Here is a 19,423-nt window from a genome sequence, read left to right as displayed (position 1 = left end):
CTCAGCCTCCGAATGCCAGTTTGAGCAGGGCGAAGATCGAGGCGACGCCAACCGCTACAGTGAAAAATGTATTGAGCGCGATGAGCGCCAGCTTCATGCCTTCGCCATGCACGTAGTCCTCGATGATCACCTGCATGCCGAGCCGCATATGGATAAGGCCGGAGACCAGCACCAGGGCCAGCACAAGGGCGACGAACGGATTGGCAAGTGCCGCGCGCACCTCCGCATAGCCGGCGCCGTTGAGCGCGATGAGGAACCCGACGAAGAACAGTGTCAGCGGGATGTTGGCGATGGCCGTGAGACGCTGGCGCCAGAAGTGGCCGGTGCCCTCACGGGCGGAGCCGAGGCCGCGGACTTTCGCCAGCGGCGTGCGCATGTCGGTCTTGCCAGTACTCATGGTCAGGCTCCTCGCGCCATATAGCCGGCGACCCAGATCAGCAATGTGAGCAGGATCGAGCCCGCGAGCGTTGCCCAGGCGATCCTGGAGGCCGTGTGCTTTTCGAGGCCGGCGCCGGTGTCCCAGACCAGGTGGCGCACGCCGCCCAGCATGTGATGCATCAGCGCCCAGGTGTAGCCGAACAGGATGAGCCGGCCGAGCCAGGTGCCGAAGGCCCAGTTGACCCAGTCGAAAACCGGCTGCGAGCTTGCCGCCGCCATCAGCCAGGCCGCGACCAGCAGCGTGCCGAAGTAAAGCGCGCCGCCGGTGATGCGATGGATGATCGACATCGTCATGGTGATCGGCGGCCGGTACACGCTCAGGTGCGGCGAAAGCGGCCGTTCACGCCGGGCGAATTCGCGGGTGGCTGGTGATTTGCTCATGGCTCCCCCAGTTCGGCGTCTCTGGAGCCCCAGGTGGAAATGCGGCATTGCCGCTTTCGGTTGCGACTTCGGACAGCCGGTTTCTAATGCTCTTTTTGCACCGCGTCAAAGCCAGAAAATCGTTTTGGAAACGTCATTTAGTCTGACAAACCGGCGGCCTTTCGCCTCAATCGATTAGAAGCCGGCACAGCGTTCGCTGCAGTGCGATAGGCTGCCGCGGTTTACGCAGGCCTTATCGCCTGCAGGTCTGTGGCGTCGAGCCCCTCTTCATCACCAGCGCCTCGCGCCCGTCGATCACGATTGCGTCATGCGTCGCTGCCTCCTGGTAGCGGCTGGACTGATTGGCGGGCGACGCCGCGAACTCCTCGGTCGCGCCATCGGGTCCGACCACATGCAATGACGAGCCGAGATTCTGGATGGTGATCATGCCGTTGTTGCCGCATCTGTAGGTGGCCGTGCCGATGCCGGATCGCGGCGCGGTCAGGTCGGTGGTGATCTTGGTCGCCGGTGCCGAGGGCGGCGGGGCCGCGACGGACTGCAGAGCCGGCGGGGGCGGGACGGTGTTGGCCGCCTTCGGCACGCCATCCTGAGGCACGCACGCGGCAACGATGGCGAGCAACGGGAAAACGGACACCCAAACCGTCCCGCGAAACGCCATATGCTGTCCTCCCGCGCGGCAGACTAGCCACGATGCCGCGCCAAGATCAAGGTTGCCCCAGCGTTACCCTCGGATCGCTTCGATGCCGGCCGCGATGGTGCGGCCAAGCATGGCCGAATGATGGCCGCCCGGTTTTTGTCCAGACGGATATTAACCATGTTTGTCGAGACATCGCCGACAAACGCGCTAGCCTCTTAACAAAGGTTAAGAAAAGGTTAATTTCTGATTCGAGGAGGCTGTGCATGTCGCTCCAAAGTGCGTCGGCGGTTTGGGCAACGACATCCATCCCATCAAACCTCGAACACGGAGGACGCCATGCGTTCGAACTCTGGCAGATCGCGCCTTGCGGCGATCATCATGGCGGCTTCGGTTGCCGGCCTGGCTGTGCCGGCGCTCGCCGGGACCCGTCATCAGGACCGCGTCTACGCCGATTCCTTCGGCAATCTCGTCATCGACAGCGCCGCCGGCTACAAGCGCATCCTCGTCGGTGAGGGCAGACTGGCCAAGCAACTGTCCGACTACACCAGTGCCGGCCAGCCCAAGGTGATCTACCAGAACGAATCCGACGAGATATCGGGCTACAGCGATTGCTACCGGCCGCCGGTCTTCATCAAAGGCCGCAGCTACATGTACGGACTGTCCGACGGCGAAATGCCCGAACTCAGCCCCTGCCGCTAGCGCTGGCTTCCGACCCGGCCGACACCTGGACATCCGCCGGCCCGGCGGAGATGCGTACGCAGTCGCGCCCGGCATTCTTCGCCTGATAGAGCGCCTCATCGGCGCGCCGCATGAGATCGGCAATCTCCTCGCCCGGATGAAGTTCGGCGACCCCGAAACTCGCCGTGCAGCGATTGTCCACGGGCAGCCCGTCGATGGGCAGCGCGCCGAAAGCGCTGCGCGTGCCTTCGGCGAACAACCGGCCGGCGGCGAGGTTGGTCCCGGGCAGGATGATTGCGAATTCCTCGCCGCCGAGGCGGCCCGCGACATGGTGGCCGGCGGCGGCTTCGCGCAGGAAACCGGCAAAGGTCTCGATCACGCGGTCGCCGGAGGCATGGCCGAAACTGTCGTTGATGCCCTTGAAATGATCGAGATCGGCGATGACCAGGGCGACCGGCACGCCTTGCCGCAAGGCGCCAAGCACCGCGAGCTCGGCCTGTCGCGTGAAGGCACCACGATTGAGCAATCCCGAGAGCGTGTCCGTCTCCGACTTGGACGTCACTTCGGCAAGCACGTCACGAACCAGGATGGCCAACATCAGCAGCGCCAGTGCCAGGGCAAAGACAGTGCCGAGCGATTGTGAAACCAGCGCGTAGTTGCTTTGCAGATAGGCCTGCGGATTGGCCCCCCAGCCGCCAAGCGCATGCGCGATGAACGGCTTTGAGGCGAATTGGAGCCCGCTGGCGGCCAGCACGGCCATCAGGATGCGATCGAGTCGGCCATGCCTTTGCCTCGACGACCAGACGATGGCCAGCCCGACGAATTGCATCACGGCATAGGGAAGCTGGTAGGCCATCATGCGCGCCAGCGACTGGCGCGGCAGGTCCTGGACGAGATAGACCGCGATGGTGGCGGCAAGCAGGAAGAACAGCATCGCCGGCCACGGCGGCGCGACGCCGTATTTGCGGGCCAGTCCGGCATTGAAGGCAATTGTGGCGCCTAGGAAAACCGCGAAGGCGGTCACCACCGGCAGCCGGGCATCGGTGAAGGCGGGAATGCTGAATTCGATGGCCGAGTAGGCCATGCCCAGGACATAGCCCGATGCAAACCATCGTGCCGGGACGCGGCCGGCATCATGGAACGCGACCGCCATGAAGGATGCCGCCAGCAGGCCGGCAACCGACAGATTGATCAGCAGGATGAAGTTGGCGCCGCTCATCTTTTTTCGCATTCCCCGAAAAGTGTGAAGCGGTTCTCGGACGACATCATGCTCTATCTCTTTTGATTGGGACGGATTCAGATTTCAGGTCGATTCGCCCTGAAATCATCCGGCTCTGGACGGCTCCGGCACGAACACCGCCTCCGGCCGTTCAAAGGAAAGGCGCACACTGTCGCGGCCGTTCTTCTTGGCCTTGTAGAGCGCTTCGTCGGCACGTCGCATCAAGGGTTCCAGCGCTTCCTCGCCGCTGCGGGCCGCCACGCCGAAGCTGGCGGTGACCTTGGTGCCGGCGGGGAGCCCGTCGATGCCGCCTGCCGAATAGAGCGTGCGCACGGCTTCGGCGAACAGCCGCGCGGCGGCGAGATCGCTCAACGGCAAGAGCACGGCGAATTCCTCGCCGCCGATGCGCCCGGCGGCACCCCGCGCGCCGGTGGCGGACCGGAGCTTGGCGGCGAAATCGGCGATCACCCGATCGCCGGCGGCATGACCGTGCACATCGTTGAGCGCCTTGAAATGGTCGAGGTCGGCCAGCACCAGCGCGACCGGAAACTTCGCCGCCGCGCAACGCTGCAACAGGAACTCGGCGCGCTCCTCGAAGCCGCGCCGATTGAGCAGGCCCGACAGCGGGTCGGTATGCGTCTCGGCCTTGAGCGCCTTCATCACGTCGAGTGCGGCGGCGGTGAACAGACAAAGCGCGATCAGCAGCGACAAGAGCGCGTGCGACAGCAACGCCGTCGTCCAGTAGGACGAACCGTAGAAACCGTCATAGCTGGTGAACGGCCCATGCGCGATGACGACGACAAGGGTGCGCACGAAGAAATTCAGGCCCGACAGCAGGGACAGTAGGAACAGGATCTTCTCGGTTGGGCCATTGTTGCGCACCGGCCGCAATTCGGCGGCGACCAGCAGGCTGATGCCACCGAAGGCGAAATTCATCGCCAGGATGCGCCAGGTGAGATCCGGCTCGACGAACAGGAACCAGCAAAATGACGCCAGGCCGCCGCCTGCCAGCACGCCGATGCCCACATGGGGTACCTTGCGGCCGTAGCGGGCGACGATGGCCCCCGACAGGCAGCAGCCGGCGATGGTGAAGCAGATGTTGGACACCAGCTTGGTCAGCGCCATGCCGATGGGCAAGGTGAAATACTGGAACAGGAAGCCGGGTGCCGAAACACAGTAGCTGAACGCCAGCACGGCCAGATAGGGGCGGTGGCGCTGATAGGTCCATAGCACGAGGAAGGCCGCGCCGAGGGCCAGCGCGATCGTTGGATTGAGCAGCGCTATGAACAGGCCGGTGTCCAAAGGACCGTGACTTCCCCTCGTTTGACGTCGCGTAAGAGTGTAGAGGGCAAGCCCAAACAAGCGGTTAAGCCCAGAGCATGATGCCGAAGAGTGTGAAGCGGTTTTCGGACGACATCATGCTCTATCTCTTTGATTTAGAGGCGGATTCAGATTTCAGGTCGATTCGACCTGAAATCATCCGGCTCTAGGCGAATATGCGGGCCGCTCGAATGAAAAAGACCCCGGAGCCGCGATGCGGCCCGGGGTCTTTCATACGTGGAAACGTGTGGACCGGCTGTTATTTCCAGTCGCGGATGTCGACGAAGTGGCCGGCGATCGCCGCCGCCGCCGCCATTGCCGGCGAGACCAGATGGGTGCGGCCCTTGAAGCCTTGCCGGCCCTCGAAATTGCGGTTCGAGGTCGAGGCGCAGCGTTCATGCGGCTTCAGCCGGTCGTCATTCATGGCGAGACACATCGAGCAGCCCGGCTCGCGCCAGTCGAAACCGGCGGCCAGGAAGATCTTGTCGAGGCCCTCGGCTTCCGCCTGTTCCTTGACCAGGCCCGACCCCGGCACGATCATGGCGTTGACGCGCGGATTGACGGTCTTGCCCTCGATCACCTTGGCGGCGGCGCGCAGATCCTCGATGCGGCCATTGGTGCAGGAGCCGATAAAGACGCGGTCGAGCGCGATGTCCGTGATCTTTGTCCCCGGCGTCAGGCCCATATAGTCGAGCGCGCGCTGCTTGGAGGTGCGCTTGTTTTCGTCGGTGATATCGTCCGGGTTCGGCACGATGCCTTGCACGGAGACGACATCCTCGGGCGACGAGCCCCAGGAGACGATCGGCGGCAGCTTGGCCGCGTCGAGCACGATCACCTTGTCGAAATGCGCGCCCTCGTCGGACTGCAGCGTCTTCCAATAGGCGAGCGCGGCATCCCAGGCGGCGCCCTTCGGCGCACGTGGCTTGTCCTTGACATAGGCGAAGGTGGTCTCGTCGGCCGCGATCAAGCCGGCGCGCGCGCCGCCCTCGATCGACATGTTGCAGATCGTCATGCGGCCTTCCATCGACAGCGAGCGGATCGCCTCGCCGGCATACTCGATGACATAGCCGGTGCCGCCGGCGGTGCCGATCTCGCCGATGATGGCCAGGATGATGTCCTTGGCGGTGACGCCTTCCGGCAGTTGGCCGTCGACGCGCACCAGCATGTTCTTGGCCTTGCGCTGGATCAGCGTCTGCGTCGCCAGCACATGCTCGACTTCCGACGTGCCGATGCCGTGCGCCAGCGCGCCGAACGCGCCATGCGTCGAGGTGTGGCTGTCGCCGCAGACGATGGTCATGCCGGGCAAGGTAAAGCCCTGCTCCGGGCCGATGATGTGGACGATGCCCTGGCGGATGTCGTTCTCGGAATAATATTCGACGCCGAAATCCTTGGCGTTCTTGGCCAGTGCCTCGACCTGGATGCGGCTTTCCTCATTCTTGATGCCGAACTTGCGTTCGGGCGAGGTCGAGACATTGTGATCGACCACGGCCAGCGTCTTTTCCGGATGCCGGACCTTGCGGCCGCTCAGGCGCAGGCCTTCGAAGGCCTGCGGGCTGGTCACTTCATGGACGAGGTGGCGGTCGATGTAGAGCAGGCAGGTGCCGTCGTCCTGGCGGTCGACGACGTGGTCGTCGAAAATCTTGTCGTAGAGGGTGCGCGGTGCGCTCATGTGCGTAAATCCGTCGATATGAGAATGGGAAAGAGCAGACGCCGGGCGGTTCCCGGCGTGACGACCTGAACGGGTCGGCCTAGGTAAGTCGGCTGGTCAGCGCGCCGGACACGCGCGCGGAGAAGCGCGACGGCAGGCGTTTTCTGTCCTGCAGCACGAACCCCTTGTAGGCCGGATCGCCAAAAAGCTCTTCCATGGCGTGGCTCATACCAATGTTTTGGCTTTTCGGCAATTGCGGCGTGGCGGCGCGACTTGGGTCCGTCGCCCACGCTTCCACACCTTCAGGGGAGAGCAAGGGCACCAAGCGCGGCGAACGCGCGCCCTTCCTCTCCCCCGTCGATCGGGGGAGAGGTGTCGGGCGAAGCTCGACGGAGTGGGGGGCGACCTGGCTCGGGCGTTGCTATTTCAAAGTCGGGCAATGCCTCGGCTTGATCAGGTCCTGTGGTGGTGGTGGTTGTCTGCGCGGCGCATTTGAGGACCGCCTTCCCCCACTCCGTCGCTGCTCCGCAGCGCCACCTCTCCCCCCTCCGGAGGGAGAGGAAGGAGCCAAGGTTGGGGAACGCACCGCTCACAAAACCTCGAACACGAACGTCTTCACCAATGCATCGGGCTCGGCGATCGCGTAGCAGCGGAACCACGGGCTCTGTTCGACGAGCTGCCATTTGTTCGCTGTCGTGAGTTCGTCGAAGACTGCCTGGAAGCCGCCGCTTTCAAAGACCTGGTCGCGTACGGTGAAGATGGCGTGGCCACCCTTTTTGGTGATGCGCACCAGATCGTGCAGGCCGGATGCCGGAGCGTGGCTGATGGTGAACACACCCGTCGAGAAGAAGGCCCGGAAATAACCGTCCGGCCATGGCAGCGGCCCACCCAGCATCGCCTGTTTCAGCTCGCCATAGGCGTTGCGGCTGCCGGCGATCTTGAGCATGTCATCCGACAGGTCGAGCCCGGCAATGTCACGATAGCCAAGCGCCTTCAGCGACGGCCCGGACAGGCCGGTGCCGCAGCCGGCGTCTAGCAGCGGCCCTTCACCGGCCGGAACATAGCGCGCCACCCAGGCGGTGATGAGGAAGGGAAGCAGATAACCGAGCGAGGCGGTCTCGCTGTCATAGGTCGCGGCCCATGCGGCGTAGGCTTGCGCCAGCGATTCCGGCGTGTCGGCGCCATAGACGGAATCCAGCGCCGCATTGGCTTTGTCGACGATCATGAGACCTCCCCACACCTGTATGCCGACAGGATCGTAACCCTGTCCGCGTCGAAAGGCTATTCCTGGTGCTGGCGGCGCAAGCGCCGCTCCAGCGCCCTCAGCGCCAGCGACAGGCCGACGGTCAGGATGAGATAGATATAGGCTGTTATCGAATAGGTCTCGAAGAAGCGGAACGAGCCGGCGGCATAGACCTTGCCCATCTGGGTGATATCGGCGACGCCGAGCACCGAGACCAGCGAGGAATCCTTGACCAGGGCGACGAAATCATTGCCGAGCGGCGGCAATATGGTGCGGATCGCCTGCGGAAACACGATCAGCCGGAAGCGTTGCGCGCGGCTCAAGCCGAGCGCCTTGGCCGCCTCGATCTGGCCTTTCTCGACCGACTGGATGCCGGCCCGGAAAACCTCAGAGATGAAGGCCGAGTAGCCGATGGTCAACGCCATGATGGCGCGCCACAGCAGCGACACGTCGCGCACAAGAAGTTCGCCGAGATAGCCGGCGCTCTGCAGCGGCGCGGTCAGCGCGTTCCAGGCCGCGACGAAGCCCGGCGCGCCGGCAAACGCGATCCAGAACAGCAGCACCAGGATCGGCACGCCACGGATGATCTCGACATAGAAGCGGGCGATCTGGCGCAGCCAGGGCGACGCGGACAGGCCCATCAAGGCGATGCCGAGGCCGATGATCGACGCCAGGGCGAAAGCGACCACAGTGACGAAGACCGTGACGCCGATGCCCTTGGCGACGGTGGCAAAGACCTGGGCATAGAGATCGCTGGCCGCGATGAACAAAGCCGCCGCCAGGGCAAGGGCGGCGGCAACGGCAAGCCACCAGGGGAATTCGGCTTTGGTGGACGAGGACGAAGGCGCCATCAGGCGCGGCCGCCAAGGCAGCGTGCCAAGCCGGCCGGACCTGGCGCGAGTTCTACGTCACCCCACGAACGCGCCAAGACGAGTTCACTGCCCCATCTTGTAGTCGAGAAACCACTTCTTGTTCAGTGCGTCGAACGTCCCGTCCGCCTTGAGCGCGGCGATCGCGGCGTTGACCGGTTTCGCCAGATCGGATCCCTTCGGGAAGATGAAGCCGAAATCCTCGGTGCCGAGCGGTCCGCCGATCAGCTTCAGCTTGCCGCCCGACGCATCGACATAGCCCTTGCCGGCGGTGCCGTCGGTCAGCACGACATCGACGTCGCCCGACTTCAGTGCCTGCACCGTGGCGCCGAACGTCTCGAACAGTTTGATGCGCGGGTTCTGCTCATTGCCGTCGAGCACGCTGTAGACGGCGGTGTAGAAGGGTGTGGTGCCGGCCTGCGCGCCGATCAGCCCGTCCTTGAAGGCCCCGAAGGTCTTGGCGTCGGTGAAGCGGCTTTCGTCGCCGCGCACCAGCATGAACTGCTCCGAGCGCATATAGGGATCGGAGAAATCGACCTTCGCCTTGCGGTCGTCCTTGATGGTGATGCCGGTCATGCCGATGTTGTACTGGTTGTCGGAAACGGCCTGGATCATCGCGTCCCAGGAGGTGTTCTGGTACTCGACCTTGAAGTTGAGCCGCTTGGCGATCTCGTTCATCGCGTCATACTCCCAGCCGATCTGCTTGCCGGTCTTGGCGTCGATGAACTGCAGCGGCGGATAGGCGTTTTCGGTCACCACCACCACCTTTTTGCCGCCGAGATCGGGCAGCGCCTGGGCGAAAGCGGCAATAGGCGCCAGGACGAGGGCAAGCAGGACGGCCAGCAGCAGTTTCGACTTGGTCATGAAACACTCCCGAAAATTGAAGGCGCCCGGATGGGCTTACAGGAAATCCGGCGCCGACTTTAGCTTTCCGCAAACGCCATGCAAGACGGTCCGCTGCGTCAGCGTGCGTGAAAGGGGATTCCGATGCCCTCAATTCAGGGATTTCGGGATGATCGGCTTATCTCGAGCCAGGGACCGGCGCTTGCGCATCCGCTGATCGATCATCGGTCGCGGCTTTGCGCAGACCGGCGACAAGATGGGTGAGTGTTGCGTGCAGGGCTTTCGCTTCGCCAGCCCCCAGCGGCACGCTGCATGCGAGTGCGGCGGACACATCCTTCATGTGAGCACGCAGCGTCTGGCCCTTGGCCGTCGGCTCGACAAGCACCCGGCGCTCGTCGGCGGCATCGCGCCGGCGCGTGACGAGACCACTTGCCTCCATCCGCTTGAGCAGCGGCGTCAGCGTCGCGGAATCCAGGCCCAGCGCCTCGCCAAGCGCGCCAATGGTGCTCGGTGCGTGCTCCCACAGCGCCAGCATCACCAGATATTGCGGATAAGTGAGACCAAGCGGCTCGAGCAGCGGGCGATAAACCTTGGTCATCAGCCCGCTCGCCGAATAGAGCGCGAAACACAGCTGCTGATCGAGCCGCGGCACGTGAAATGTCCCGGCCGCCTCCGCCGGGACATCCTTGGCTCTCGTTTCGACTTTTGTCGTCATGCCGCCTTTACCGAAAGCGCTACGTCGACATTGCCCCTGATGGCATTCGAATAGGGGCAAATCTTGTGTGCCTCCGATACAAGCGCCTCAGCGGCCGCCTGATCAAGACCTTTCGTCTCCGCCGCGAGCGCGACGCCGAGCTTGAAGCCCTCGCCATTGGGAAGCAGGTTGACGGTGGCGGTTATCGCGGCATCCTCGAGCGGCAGCTTCTGTTTGCGCGCGGCGAAGCGGATGGCGCTCTCGAAGCAGGCAGCGTAGCCGATGGCGAAAAGCTGCTCGGGATTGGTGGCGCCGCCCGGCCCACCAAGCTCCTTGGGCATCGCCAGATCGACCTTGAGCAGGCCATCGCTGGTCTCGCCATGGCCGGCGCGGCCACCGGTGACGTGAGCCTGTGCGGTATAAAGTGCCATATCATGCCTCCAATTATCTTGTGCACGATTAGTTAGTGTACAAGATAATATGCCGTCAATACCCGGATCCAATTTCCCAGGCCCGAGGCGCTCACAGTCCGGTGAAACGAAAAAAGGCGGCCGAAGCCGCCTTTGAATAGGATTGCCGAAAATCTTATTCGGCCGGGGTCGCTTCAGCGGCCTTGGCGGCCTCAGCCTCGGCGGCGGCCTTCTTCTCGGCGGCTTCCTTGGCGGCGGTCTCGGCGGCCAGCGCCTGGGCTGCGGCGACCTTCTCGGCCTCGATGCGGGCCTTCTCGGCGTTCAGCGCGTCGCGCTCCTCGTCGTTGAGCTTGCGGGCGCGCACGCCGGTGTTTTCCGAAATACGGGCCGACTTGCCGCGACGGTCGCGCAGGTAATAGAGCTTGGCGCGACGCACCTTGCCGCGACGCACGATCTCGACACCCTCGACCATCGGCGAGTAGACCGGGAACACGCGCTCGACGCCTTCGCCGTAGGAGATCTTGCGGACGGTGAAATTTTCCTGGAAGCCGGAACCGGCGCGGGCGATGACGACGCCCTCATAGGCCTGGACGCGGGTGCGGGTGCCTTCGGTCACGCGGACCTGGACGCGCACGGTGTCGCCGGGCTGGAATTCGGGAAGTTTGCGCTTGGCTTCGATCTTGGCGGCCTGCTCGGCCTCGAGCTGACGGAGAATATCCATCTCAATAGTCCACTTCTTGTTCTTCCGACAGTCAGAGCGCCCTGCGCTCGCCTTGCAGTTCCATTGACCGCTCGGCTATGTCCTTTGTCCCTGAGACATTTTTGTCTCCAAGACATCGGACAGGGGCGACTACACCGTCATTGTTGACGGGCCCGGCAGATTTTTCTTCCGGTTCGGCGCGCACATACAGCTATTTCGGCGCTTTGTCACGCCCGAGCACGACTCTTTTTTGCCTGCATGGCACCATTGTAATACCGCCCGTGCCGGGTTGCGCCCGCCTGCCAAGCTTCCTAAGCCTGGAATACCACAGTTTCCGCGGCGGCATTCCATGTCTGTCTTCGACGCCATCCTGCTTTTCCTGGCGGGCTTCCTGTCCGGCGCTGCCAACGCGGTCGCCGGCGGCGGCACCTTCATCACCTTCGGCGCCATGACATTGGTCGGCTTGCCGCCGATCGTCGCCAACGCAACCTCCTCGGTCACGCAATTTCCAGGCTACATCACCTCGACGCTCGCCTATTGGACCGACATCCGCCACTTCTGGCGCGGCGCCCTGCTGCTCTGTCTCATCTCGGCGATCGGTGCGCTGGCCGGCGCGCTGATCCTGCTGGCGCTCGACAATCCCTCGTTCCGCGCCCTGGTGCCGTGGCTGCTGCTGGGCGCAACGGCGCTGTTTGCCGCCGGACCATGGCTGAAGCCGGCGCCAAAACCAGGCCATGAGGCATCGGTTGGCTCGCTCGCCGGCTCGCTGGCGCAATTCACCACCGCCATCTATGGCGGCTTCTTCGGCGCCGGCATGGGCGTGATGATGCTGGCAACGCTCGGCCTGACGCAGTCCGGCGACTACCACCGGCTGAATGCGCTGAAGAACATGCTGGCCGTGGTCATCGCGGCTGTCGCCATCGTCGTCTTCGTCTCGGGTGGCGTCGTCGCCTGGCCGCAGGCAATCGTCATGATCCCGGGCGGTGCGCTGGGCGGCTATGCCGGCGTCTGGATCGCCAAGCGAGTGCCGCAGAACGTGGTGCGCGGCTTCGTCATCGCCGTCGGCCTGTTTCTGGCTTTTTATTATTTCGGCAAGGGCTGACCGCCAAGCAGATCCGGCCGCCGTTCTTTCGTCAGCGCTTCCGACTGCTCACGCCGCCATGCCGCGATCTTCTTGTGATTGCCGGAGATCAGCACTTCGGGAATCTCGCGTCCCTCGAATTCCTGCGGCCTTGTGTAGTGCGGATGTTCGAGCAGGCCGTTCTCGAAACTTTCTTCCTCGCCCGACACCGCATTGCCCATCACGCCGGGCAACAGCCGCACCACAGCGTCGAGCAGAACGAGCGCCGCCGGCTCGCCACCGGAGAGGATGAAATCGCCGATAGACACCTCTTCCAGGCCGCGGGCCTCGATCAGCCGCTGGTCGACGCCCTCGAAGCGGCCGCACAGGATGACGGCGCCCGGCCCGGCGGCAAGCTCACGCACCCTCGCCTGCGTAAGCGGTCCGCCGCGCGGGCTCATCAGCAGGCGCGGGCGTGGATCGCCTCCCGGCGAGGCATGGTCGATCGCCCTGGCCAGCACATCGGCGCGCATCACCATACCGGCGCCGCCGCCGGCCGGCGTGTCGTCGACGGTGCGGTGCCTGTCGGTGGCGAAGTCGCGGATCTGGATCGCTTCCAGCGACCATGTGCCCGCCTCGAGCGCGCGGCCCGCCAGCGACAGGCCGAGGGCGCCGGGAAACATCTCGGGATAGAGCGTCAGCACCGAAGCCTTGAACGTCACCGGTTGCCCCCGGCGTCGCGCGGTCCGCGCGGCCTGCCCTTGGGGTCGAAGTCTTCCTCGCGCGGCGCTTCGCCATCCTCGTCCTCGACCAGGCCGGCAGCCGCCGGATCGATGCGGACAAAACCCTCGGCGATCGACACCTGCGGCACGGCGGCCTGCGTGAACGGGATCAGCACGCCCTTGCGGCCGGAAAGCGTCACGTCGAGGATGTCCCCGCCACCGAAATTGTGCACCGCGACCACCTTGCCGAGCGCGGCACCCGTATCGTCCCGGACCTTCAGCCCGATCAGGTCGGCATGATAGAACTCGTCCTCCTCGCCATCGTCGGGCAGCATCGAGCGGTCGACGAACAGCTCCGTGCCGGCGAGCGCCTCGGCGGCGTTGCGGTCGCTGATGCCCTTGAAGCGCACCACGACGACGGTGTTGGCCGGCCTTATGTCGGTTATCTGGAAGGCACGGCCATCCCTGGCATAGAGCGGGCCATAATCGGCCAGCGCCATCGGCTCGCCGGTGAAGGTTTTCACCCTGAGCTCGCCCTTGATGCCGTGGGCGGCGCCGATAACGGCCATCTGGACGGGGTTTTGCGGCTTGCTCATCGCGAAATATCCTTTGGCCTGCTCTAGCCCCAGCCCGGCGTCATTTCAATGATCGCCCGCTGTCATTTCCCCACTGTCATTTCCCCGCTGCCATTTCATTGACGGGCTCTTCACCGCTTCCTAACCCGGATACACCAAAATGCCGCCATGCAGGAATTTCTCATCCCGGCCAAACCCGATCTCCAGGCGGCACGCGAAAGCTGGCTGAAGATGCTCGCGCGTGAACGTCGCCTGTCATCCGAGACAGTGGAAGCCTATGAGCGCGACACGCGCCAGTTCCTGCATTTCCTTACCGGCCATTGCGGCGGCTCGCCGGGCATTTCCGATATCGCCAATCTGCGCCCGGCGGATCTGCGCGGCTTCCTCGCCGCCCGCCGCAACGAAGGCGTCGGCGCCCGTACGCTCGGCCGGGGTCTCGCCGGCATCCGCTCGCTGCTGCGGTTCCTGGAACGCCATGGCCTCGCCAACGCCGCGGGTGCCACAGCCCTGCGCGCGCCGCGCCAGCCCAAGTCGCTGCCCAAACCGCTGACTGCAAGCGATGCCAAACAGGTTGTGTCCATGGAAGGTCAACTGGCGGAAGAGCCCTGGATCGCCGCCCGCAATGCAGCCGTGCTGACGCTGCTCTACGGCTCGGGCTTGCGCATCTCGGAAGCGCTCGGCCTCGCCGGCGCCGACCTGGCCTCGGAGGCCGATACCGTGCTGCGCGTCACCGGCAAGGGCGGCAAGACGCGGCTGGTGCCGGTGCTGCCGGTGGCGCTTCGGGCAATCGCCGAATACCGCAGGCTCTGCCCCTATCATCTCGACCCGAAAGGCCTGTTGTTTCGTGGCGCGCGCGGCGGCCCGCTCAATCCGGCCATCATCCAGCGCGACATGGCGAAACTGCGCTCGGCGCTCAACCTGCCCGACACGGCGACGCCGCACGCGCTGCGCCACTCCTTCGCCACGCATCTGCTCGGCAGGGGCGGCGATCTGCGCACCATCCAGGAACTCTTGGGCCACGCCAGCCTGTCGACGACGCAGATATACACCGGCGTCGACACGGCGAGGCTGCTCGAAATCTACGAATCGGCGCATCCGAGGGCGTGAAACTGGCTTCGTCATACTAGGGCGAAGCAGGAGCGAAGCTCCGTCGCGGACACCCTGGTATCCATGCCGTGACCCTCGGGCGTGGAATACTAGCGGAGCAGAATTCTGCACCGTTGCAACGCATTAACGTCACGGCATGGATCCTCGGGTCTGCGCTGCGTCGCTGCGCTCCTTGCTCCGCCCGTGGATGACGACGCGATGAGCGTTTCCGCAAACTACAAAGGGCACTTCATCCGACAGCTCATCGCACTGAGGACAATTTCATAGCGCCAATTAACCGTTTTGCCGCTTTTCATCCTTAGAAAGGTGCCATGAAACGCGTCATTGCCATCGCCGACCGTGCGGCCTCCATCTCGCTGAGGCTGCTTGTCACGCTCAACGTGCTGTTTTTCCTGTCCTTCCTTGCCATGCTGTTGTTCGCGGCGGGCAGGGCGCATGCGGAAATCCCGACCTGCACCGGCGCCGACATGGTGACGGCCCTGCAGAAGAGCAGCCCTGCAACCTACAGCAAGATCGAGGCGGAGGCCGCCGCGACACTCAACGGCAAAGGCCTGTTGTGGAAGCTGGAAAAACCAGGCGAACAGCCATCCTACCTTTTCGGCACCATGCACATGACGGACCCGCGCGTCACCACGCTGCCGCCGGACGCGCAGAAAGCCTTTGACGCCGCCGGCACCCTCATCATCGAAACCACCGACGTGCTCGACAAGCAGAAGATGATGACGGCGATGCTCAAGGAGCCGGACCTGATGATGTTCACCGACTCCACGACGCTGTCGTCCTTGCTGACGCCGGACGAAGCAGCGGCCATGAATGCCGCGCTCGATGCGCGCGGCATTCCGCCGGCAACGGTCGCCAAGATGAAGCCTTGGATGCTTTCGGCCATGATGGCGCTTCCGGCCTGCGAACTCGCCCGCCAGTCCGGCGGGGCTCCTGTGCTCGACGTCAAGCTGGCCGAGGGCGCCAAGGCCGCCGGCAAGCCGGTGGAGGGGTTGGAAACGGCCGAGAGCCAGCTGCGCGCCATGGCCTCGCTGCCGCTCGCCTTTCACATGAAGGGCCTCGTCGACACGCTGAAACTCGGCGACAAGGTCAACGACATCAACGAGACCATGATCCTGCTCTACCAGCGCGGCGAAACCGGCATGTTCTGGCCACTGTTCCGCGCCGCCATGCCCGAAGAGCAGAACGACGCGGCCGGCTATGCGGCCTTCGAGGAAACCATGATCACCAGCCGCAACAAGGTGATGATCGATCACGCCGAGCCGATCCTGGCCAGGGGCAACGCCTTCATGGCGGTCGGCGCGCTGCACCTTCCCGGTCCCGAGGGACTGGTCGAGGATTTTCGCAAAGCCGGCTATACTGTCACCGCCGTCAATTGAGTCGGATGGCAGCGGAGGGTCCCAAACGCCGCGTTTTCGGCGCTTTCCTTCCCTAGCGTGAAACCCATTCAACGGTTGCGCGTTGATGGCTGTTGATTGATTATTTTCATCCACGGAGGACACTTTTATGGCGAATCCATCGAACGACACTCCCAGGCCAAGCGGCAGCGGCGGCAGCCCCTGGCTGATTGCTCTGGTCGTCGTTATCCTGGCGATTGTCGCGTATTACGTTTTCGGCAGAAGCGGCGAGCATCCGGCACCCGCCGAAGCGCCGGCCGCCAGCACACCGGCCCCAGCGCCCGCTCCGGCACCAGAGCCAGCACCGGCGCCCGCGCCAGCTCCGGCACCAGCACCAGCACCAGCACCAGCACCAGCGCCTGCTCCGGCTCCAGCGCCCGCTCCCGCTCCGGCGCCTGCACCGGCCAACTGATCGGCTCGATACCAGATACAAACGGCCCGCTGAAAAGCGGGCCGTTTTGTTTTGAGCGATGACCGTCGTTTCGCACGGTCGTCATCCTCGGGCTTGACCCGAGGATCCATGCCGCGGCCTCGACCAAGTCGCCGCGGAGCAGAATTCATGGCCGCTGGGGGCTCTGAAGTCACGGCATGGATCCTATGGTCTACGCCGCGTCGCTCCGCTCCTTGCTCCGCCACAGGATGACGAAGCGTTGGGTGCCCCCTAGATATGGATCGGCTTGAAGAAGGTGGCCAACGCCGCTTCCTTCACCGCTTCCGACATCGTCGGATGCGCATGGCAGGTGCGGGCGAGATCCTCCGACGAGCCGCCGAACTCCATCAGCACCGCCGCCTCGTGGATCATTTCGCCGGCACCGAAGCCGACGATATGCACGCCCAGCACGCGGTCGCTGACCTTGTCGGCGAGGATCTTCACGAAACCATCGGTATGCAGCATGGCGCGTGCCCGGCCATTGGCGCTGAACGGGAATTTGCCGACCTTGTAGTCGATGCCGGCCTTCTTCAGTTCTTCCTCGGTCTTGCCGACCGAGGCGATTTCAGGGCTGGTGTAGACGACGCTCGGAATGACCTCGTAGTTCACATGGCCGGCCTGGCCGGCGATGGTTTCGGCCACCGCCACGCCCTCGTCCTCGGCCTTGTGCGCCAGCATCGGCCCGGCGATGACATCGCCGATGGCATAGATGCCGGGCACGTTGGTCTTGAGATGCCCGTCGGTCTTGACCCGGCCACGCTCGTCGACCTCGACGCCCGCTTCCTTCAGGCCGAGACTGTCCGAAAAGGCGCGGCGGCCGGTGGCGATCAGCACGACGTCGGCAGCGATGGTCTCGGCGGCGCCGCCCTTCACCGGCTCGAAGGTGACGGTCGCACCCTTCTTTGCCTTGGCGACGCCGGTGACCTTGGCGCCGAGCTTGAACTCGAAGCCTTGCTTGGAGAGCAGCCGCTGGAACTGCTTGGAGACCTCGCCGTCCATGCCGCCGAGGATGGTGTCGAGGAACTCGACCACGGTGACCTTGGCGCCAAGCCGCGCCCACACCGAACCGAGCTCGAGCCCGATGACGCCGCCGCCGACCACCACCAGATGGCCGGGAACCTTGTCCAGCGACAGCGCGCCGGTCGACGACACGATCACCTTCTCGTCGAAATCGACCTTGACGCCGGGTATGCCGGCGACGTCGGAGCCGGTGGCGATGACGATGTTCTTGGTCTCGATCTCCTCGACCTTGCCGTCCTCGCCGGTCACCGACACCTTGCCGGCGGAAAGCACCTTGCCGGTGCCGCGAAACGAGTCGATCTTGTTCTTCTTGAACAGGAAGGCGACGCCGTTGACGTTGGACGACACCGTCGCATCCTTGTGCGCCATCATCTTCGTCAGGTTCAGCTTCGGTGCGGCGATCTCCACACCGAGCGTATCGAAGGAATGTCCGGCCTCGGCGAACATCTCGGAGGCGTAAAGCAGCGCCTTGGACGGGATGCAGCCGATATTGAGGCAGGTGCCGCCGAAGGTTGCGTTCTTCTCGACCACCGCGACCTTCAGCCCGAGCTGCGCCGCCTTGATGGCGCAGACATAGCCGCCGGGTCCCGATCCGATGATAACGACGTCATAAGCCATGATACTGTCCTTCTGTTTTGAGCATGATGCCGAAAAGTGTGACGCGGTTTTCGGATGACATCATGCTCGAACTGCTTGAGAGCGCTCAGCGGCCGCCGCTGACATTCAGGATCGCGCCTGTCGTATAGGACGCGGCATCGGATAGAAGATAGAGAACAGCGGCGGCGACTTCATCGGCGGTGCCGGCTCTTTTCATCGGCAGCGTGTCCTGGATCAGCGCCACCCGGTCCGGCTGTCCGCCGGAGGCGTGGATGTCGGTGTCGATGATGCCCGGCCGCACCGCGTTGACGCGGATGCCTTCCAGCGCCACCTCGCGGGCGAGCCCGACGGTGAACGTGTCGATGGCGCCCTTGGAGGCGGCATAGTCGACGTAATTGTCCGGCGCGCCCAGCACCGCCGCGGCCGACGAGATATTGACGATCGCTCCGCCCTTGCCGCCATGGCGGGTCGACATGCGTTTGACCGCCTCGCGGGCGCAGAGGATGGAACCGACGACATTGATGCGCATCATGCGTTCGAGCCGTGCCACGCTCATCTCGTCGACGCGCGCCTTGGCGTCGACGATGCCGGCATTGTTGACGAAGGCGTCGAGCCTGCCCCAGCTGCGGTCCACCGCGTCGAAGATGGCCAGGATATCGGCCTCGCTGCCAACATCGCCCTTGACCGAAAAAGCGTCGCCGCCGGCGGCCTTGATGTCGCCGACCAGCGCATCGGCGGCAGCCTTGTTCGAGGCATAGTTGACTGCCACGCGATAGCCGGCCTTGGCCCCGAGCCGGCAGACGGCGGCGCCGATGCCGCGGCTGCCGCCGGTGACCAGCAGCACTTTTTGCGCCTCGTTCATTCCTGGCATCCTTTCAGCGTGAAAACATCCGACGGCACTTTCGAAAACCCGCTGCCGCCATAGGCAGTTGACTGATGCAGCATCGGACCGAGGTCCGGCAGGATCAGCGTCTTCGGCGCCTCGACGCCTTCCGCCGGCAACAGCCCGATGCTGCCCTTGTCGTCAGATGTATAGATGACACCATGCCAGGCGGTACAGGCGGCGAGTTCATCGCCGGTGGTGTCGCCTTCCGGGCATTTGTACAACAGCGCGCCGTTCGGCCTGGAAACACCTTCGTTCCACATGACGATGCCGTTCAGCACCACATTGTTGTCGAGGATCATGCGGAATGTATTGGTGACGGTGGCCGAGGTGCCGGTCGGGGTAAAATCGATCTCGCTGCCGCTTTGCGCGTCGCCATAGACCGCGAGTTCGATCGGGCAGGCGGCATGCGCGTTGGCCGCGGCCAGCACCATGCCGCCCGCGATGGTCGAGATCAGAACGCTCCTTGGAAGGCTAGAGCGTGTTGCTGTTGATTTGAATCGGTTGGGATTCACGCCGAGGTGATTTTGTGATTCAAGATGCTGGCTGGGC

The 19,423-nt window shown here is 64.2% G+C and carries 21 protein-coding genes and 1 pseudogene; 4 read left to right on the top strand and 18 right to left on the bottom strand.

Translation table 11 applies throughout. The features are described from left to right. Position 1: 1 nt before the first annotated feature. The 3 genes from sdhD to AC07SZ_RS17125 all read right to left on the bottom strand — a co-directional run bounded on the left by sdhD (position 2) and on the right by AC07SZ_RS17125 (position 1,477). The gene (sdhD, locus tag AC07SZ_RS17135) at positions 2 to 397 is read right to left on the bottom strand and encodes a succinate dehydrogenase, hydrophobic membrane anchor protein (RefSeq protein ID WP_056574669.1); all 396 of its coding nucleotides are present in this window, start codon (positions 395 to 397) and stop codon (positions 2 to 4) included. Positions 398 to 399: 2 nt separating this feature from the next. Next, the gene (gene sdhC / locus AC07SZ_RS17130; RefSeq protein WP_202325372.1) at positions 400 to 819 is read right to left on the bottom strand and encodes a succinate dehydrogenase, cytochrome b556 subunit; all 420 of its coding nucleotides are present in this window, start codon (positions 817 to 819) and stop codon (positions 400 to 402) included. 232 nt (positions 820 to 1,051) lie between these two features. Then, entirely contained in the window at positions 1,052 to 1,477 is a 426-nt protein-coding gene (locus tag AC07SZ_RS17125) for a hypothetical protein (protein ID WP_494915196.1), read from the bottom strand. Positions 1,478 to 1,792: 315 nt separating this feature from the next. Between AC07SZ_RS17125 and AC07SZ_RS17120 the strand changes: the two genes are divergently transcribed. Further along, a complete protein-coding gene (locus AC07SZ_RS17120; RefSeq protein ID WP_056574659.1) occupies positions 1,793 to 2,155 on the top strand; it encodes a hypothetical protein in 363 nt (120 codons plus the stop codon). Here AC07SZ_RS17120 and AC07SZ_RS17115 read toward each other — a convergent pair. The 9 genes from AC07SZ_RS17115 to rplS all read right to left on the bottom strand — a co-directional run bounded on the left by AC07SZ_RS17115 (position 2,139) and on the right by rplS (position 11,101). Beyond that, the gene (locus tag AC07SZ_RS17115; protein ID WP_172371759.1) at positions 2,139 to 3,353 is read right to left on the bottom strand and encodes a GGDEF domain-containing protein; all 1,215 of its coding nucleotides are present in this window, start codon (positions 3,351 to 3,353) and stop codon (positions 2,139 to 2,141) included. The genes AC07SZ_RS17120 and AC07SZ_RS17115 overlap by 17 nt on opposite strands. A gap of 105 nt (positions 3,354 to 3,458) precedes the next feature. Further along, positions 3,459 to 4,655, bottom strand: a complete 1,197-nt coding sequence (locus AC07SZ_RS17110) for a GGDEF domain-containing protein (RefSeq protein ID WP_056574657.1) — start codon at positions 4,653 to 4,655, stop codon at positions 3,459 to 3,461. A gap of 277 nt (positions 4,656 to 4,932) precedes the next feature. Further along, the gene (leuC, locus tag AC07SZ_RS17105; RefSeq protein WP_056574655.1) at positions 4,933 to 6,342 is read right to left on the bottom strand and encodes a 3-isopropylmalate dehydratase large subunit; all 1,410 of its coding nucleotides are present in this window, start codon (positions 6,340 to 6,342) and stop codon (positions 4,933 to 4,935) included. 568 nt (positions 6,343 to 6,910) lie between these two features. Beyond that, positions 6,911 to 7,546: a class I SAM-dependent DNA methyltransferase gene (locus tag AC07SZ_RS17100; RefSeq protein ID WP_056574652.1), complete on the bottom strand. Its 636-nt coding sequence runs from the start codon at positions 7,544 to 7,546 to the stop codon at positions 6,911 to 6,913. 56 nt (positions 7,547 to 7,602) lie between these two features. Further along, positions 7,603 to 8,415: an amino acid ABC transporter permease gene (locus AC07SZ_RS17095; RefSeq protein ID WP_056574650.1), complete on the bottom strand. Its 813-nt coding sequence runs from the start codon at positions 8,413 to 8,415 to the stop codon at positions 7,603 to 7,605. An 84-nt stretch (positions 8,416 to 8,499) separates the two neighbouring features. Further along, positions 8,500 to 9,297: a transporter substrate-binding domain-containing protein gene (locus AC07SZ_RS17090; RefSeq protein ID WP_494915193.1), complete on the bottom strand. Its 798-nt coding sequence runs from the start codon at positions 9,295 to 9,297 to the stop codon at positions 8,500 to 8,502. Between the two features lie 157 nt (positions 9,298 to 9,454). After that, positions 9,455 to 9,991: a MarR family winged helix-turn-helix transcriptional regulator gene (locus AC07SZ_RS17085; RefSeq protein ID WP_172371755.1), complete on the bottom strand. Its 537-nt coding sequence runs from the start codon at positions 9,989 to 9,991 to the stop codon at positions 9,455 to 9,457. Continuing rightward, entirely contained in the window at positions 9,988 to 10,401 is a 414-nt protein-coding gene (locus AC07SZ_RS17080; protein ID WP_172371753.1) for an organic hydroperoxide resistance protein, read from the bottom strand. Before AC07SZ_RS17080 ends, AC07SZ_RS17085 begins: the two co-directional genes overlap by 4 nt. A gap of 154 nt (positions 10,402 to 10,555) precedes the next feature. Next, a complete protein-coding gene (gene rplS, locus AC07SZ_RS17075; protein WP_027042867.1) occupies positions 10,556 to 11,101 on the bottom strand; it encodes a 50S ribosomal protein L19 in 546 nt (181 codons plus the stop codon). A 328-nt stretch (positions 11,102 to 11,429) separates the two neighbouring features. Here rplS and AC07SZ_RS17070 point away from each other — a divergent pair, with 328 nt between their 5' ends. Then, on the top strand, positions 11,430 to 12,182 hold the full coding sequence (locus AC07SZ_RS17070) for a sulfite exporter TauE/SafE family protein (RefSeq protein ID WP_172371751.1): 753 nt from the start codon (positions 11,430 to 11,432) through the stop codon (positions 12,180 to 12,182). Here the strand turns inward: AC07SZ_RS17070 and trmD are convergent. Together trmD and rimM are read right to left on the bottom strand one after the other, a co-directional pair. Beyond that, positions 12,164 to 12,862, bottom strand: coding sequence for a tRNA (guanosine(37)-N1)-methyltransferase TrmD (gene trmD, locus AC07SZ_RS17065; RefSeq protein WP_056574642.1), 699 nt, complete (start codon positions 12,860 to 12,862; stop codon positions 12,164 to 12,166). The genes AC07SZ_RS17070 and trmD overlap by 19 nt on opposite strands. Continuing rightward, a complete protein-coding gene (gene rimM / locus AC07SZ_RS17060) occupies positions 12,859 to 13,458 on the bottom strand; it encodes a ribosome maturation factor RimM (RefSeq protein ID WP_494915190.1) in 600 nt (199 codons plus the stop codon). The genes trmD and rimM overlap by 4 nt, the downstream gene beginning before the upstream one ends. Positions 13,459 to 13,605: 147 nt before the next feature. Between rimM and AC07SZ_RS17055 the strand changes: the two genes are divergently transcribed. Beyond that, positions 13,606 to 14,544, top strand: coding sequence for a tyrosine recombinase XerC (locus tag AC07SZ_RS17055; protein ID WP_494915188.1), 939 nt, complete (start codon positions 13,606 to 13,608; stop codon positions 14,542 to 14,544). A gap of 311 nt (positions 14,545 to 14,855) precedes the next feature. Further along, entirely contained in the window at positions 14,856 to 15,923 is a 1,068-nt protein-coding gene (locus AC07SZ_RS17050; protein WP_172371747.1) for a TraB/GumN family protein, read from the top strand. Between the two features lie 203 nt (positions 15,924 to 16,126). Here the strand turns inward: AC07SZ_RS17050 and AC07SZ_RS17045 are convergent, their stop codons facing one another. The 4 genes and pseudogenes from AC07SZ_RS17045 to AC07SZ_RS17030 form a co-directional block, all read right to left on the bottom strand. After that, entirely contained in the window at positions 16,127 to 16,438 is a 312-nt protein-coding gene (locus tag AC07SZ_RS17045) for a hypothetical protein (protein ID WP_494915187.1), read from the bottom strand. 164 nt (positions 16,439 to 16,602) lie between these two features. Continuing rightward, positions 16,603 to 18,018: pseudogene (lpdA, locus tag AC07SZ_RS17040) on the bottom strand (dihydrolipoyl dehydrogenase); the annotation flags it as partial. Between the two features lie 76 nt (positions 18,019 to 18,094). Continuing rightward, complete coding sequence (locus AC07SZ_RS17035) at positions 18,095 to 18,850, bottom strand: SDR family oxidoreductase (protein WP_494915186.1); 756 nt, start codon at positions 18,848 to 18,850, stop codon at positions 18,095 to 18,097. Continuing rightward, complete coding sequence (locus AC07SZ_RS17030; protein WP_494915539.1) at positions 18,847 to 19,305, bottom strand: hypothetical protein; 459 nt, start codon at positions 19,303 to 19,305, stop codon at positions 18,847 to 18,849. The genes AC07SZ_RS17035 and AC07SZ_RS17030 overlap by 4 nt, the downstream gene beginning before the upstream one ends. Positions 19,306 to 19,423 lie beyond the last annotated feature (118 nt).

It is taken from the genome of Mesorhizobium sp. GW821-FHT07A06, from assembly GCF_059419085.1.
Note: the sequence above shows the minus strand (reverse complement) of the source record. Positions and strands in the feature narration are given on the sequence as shown.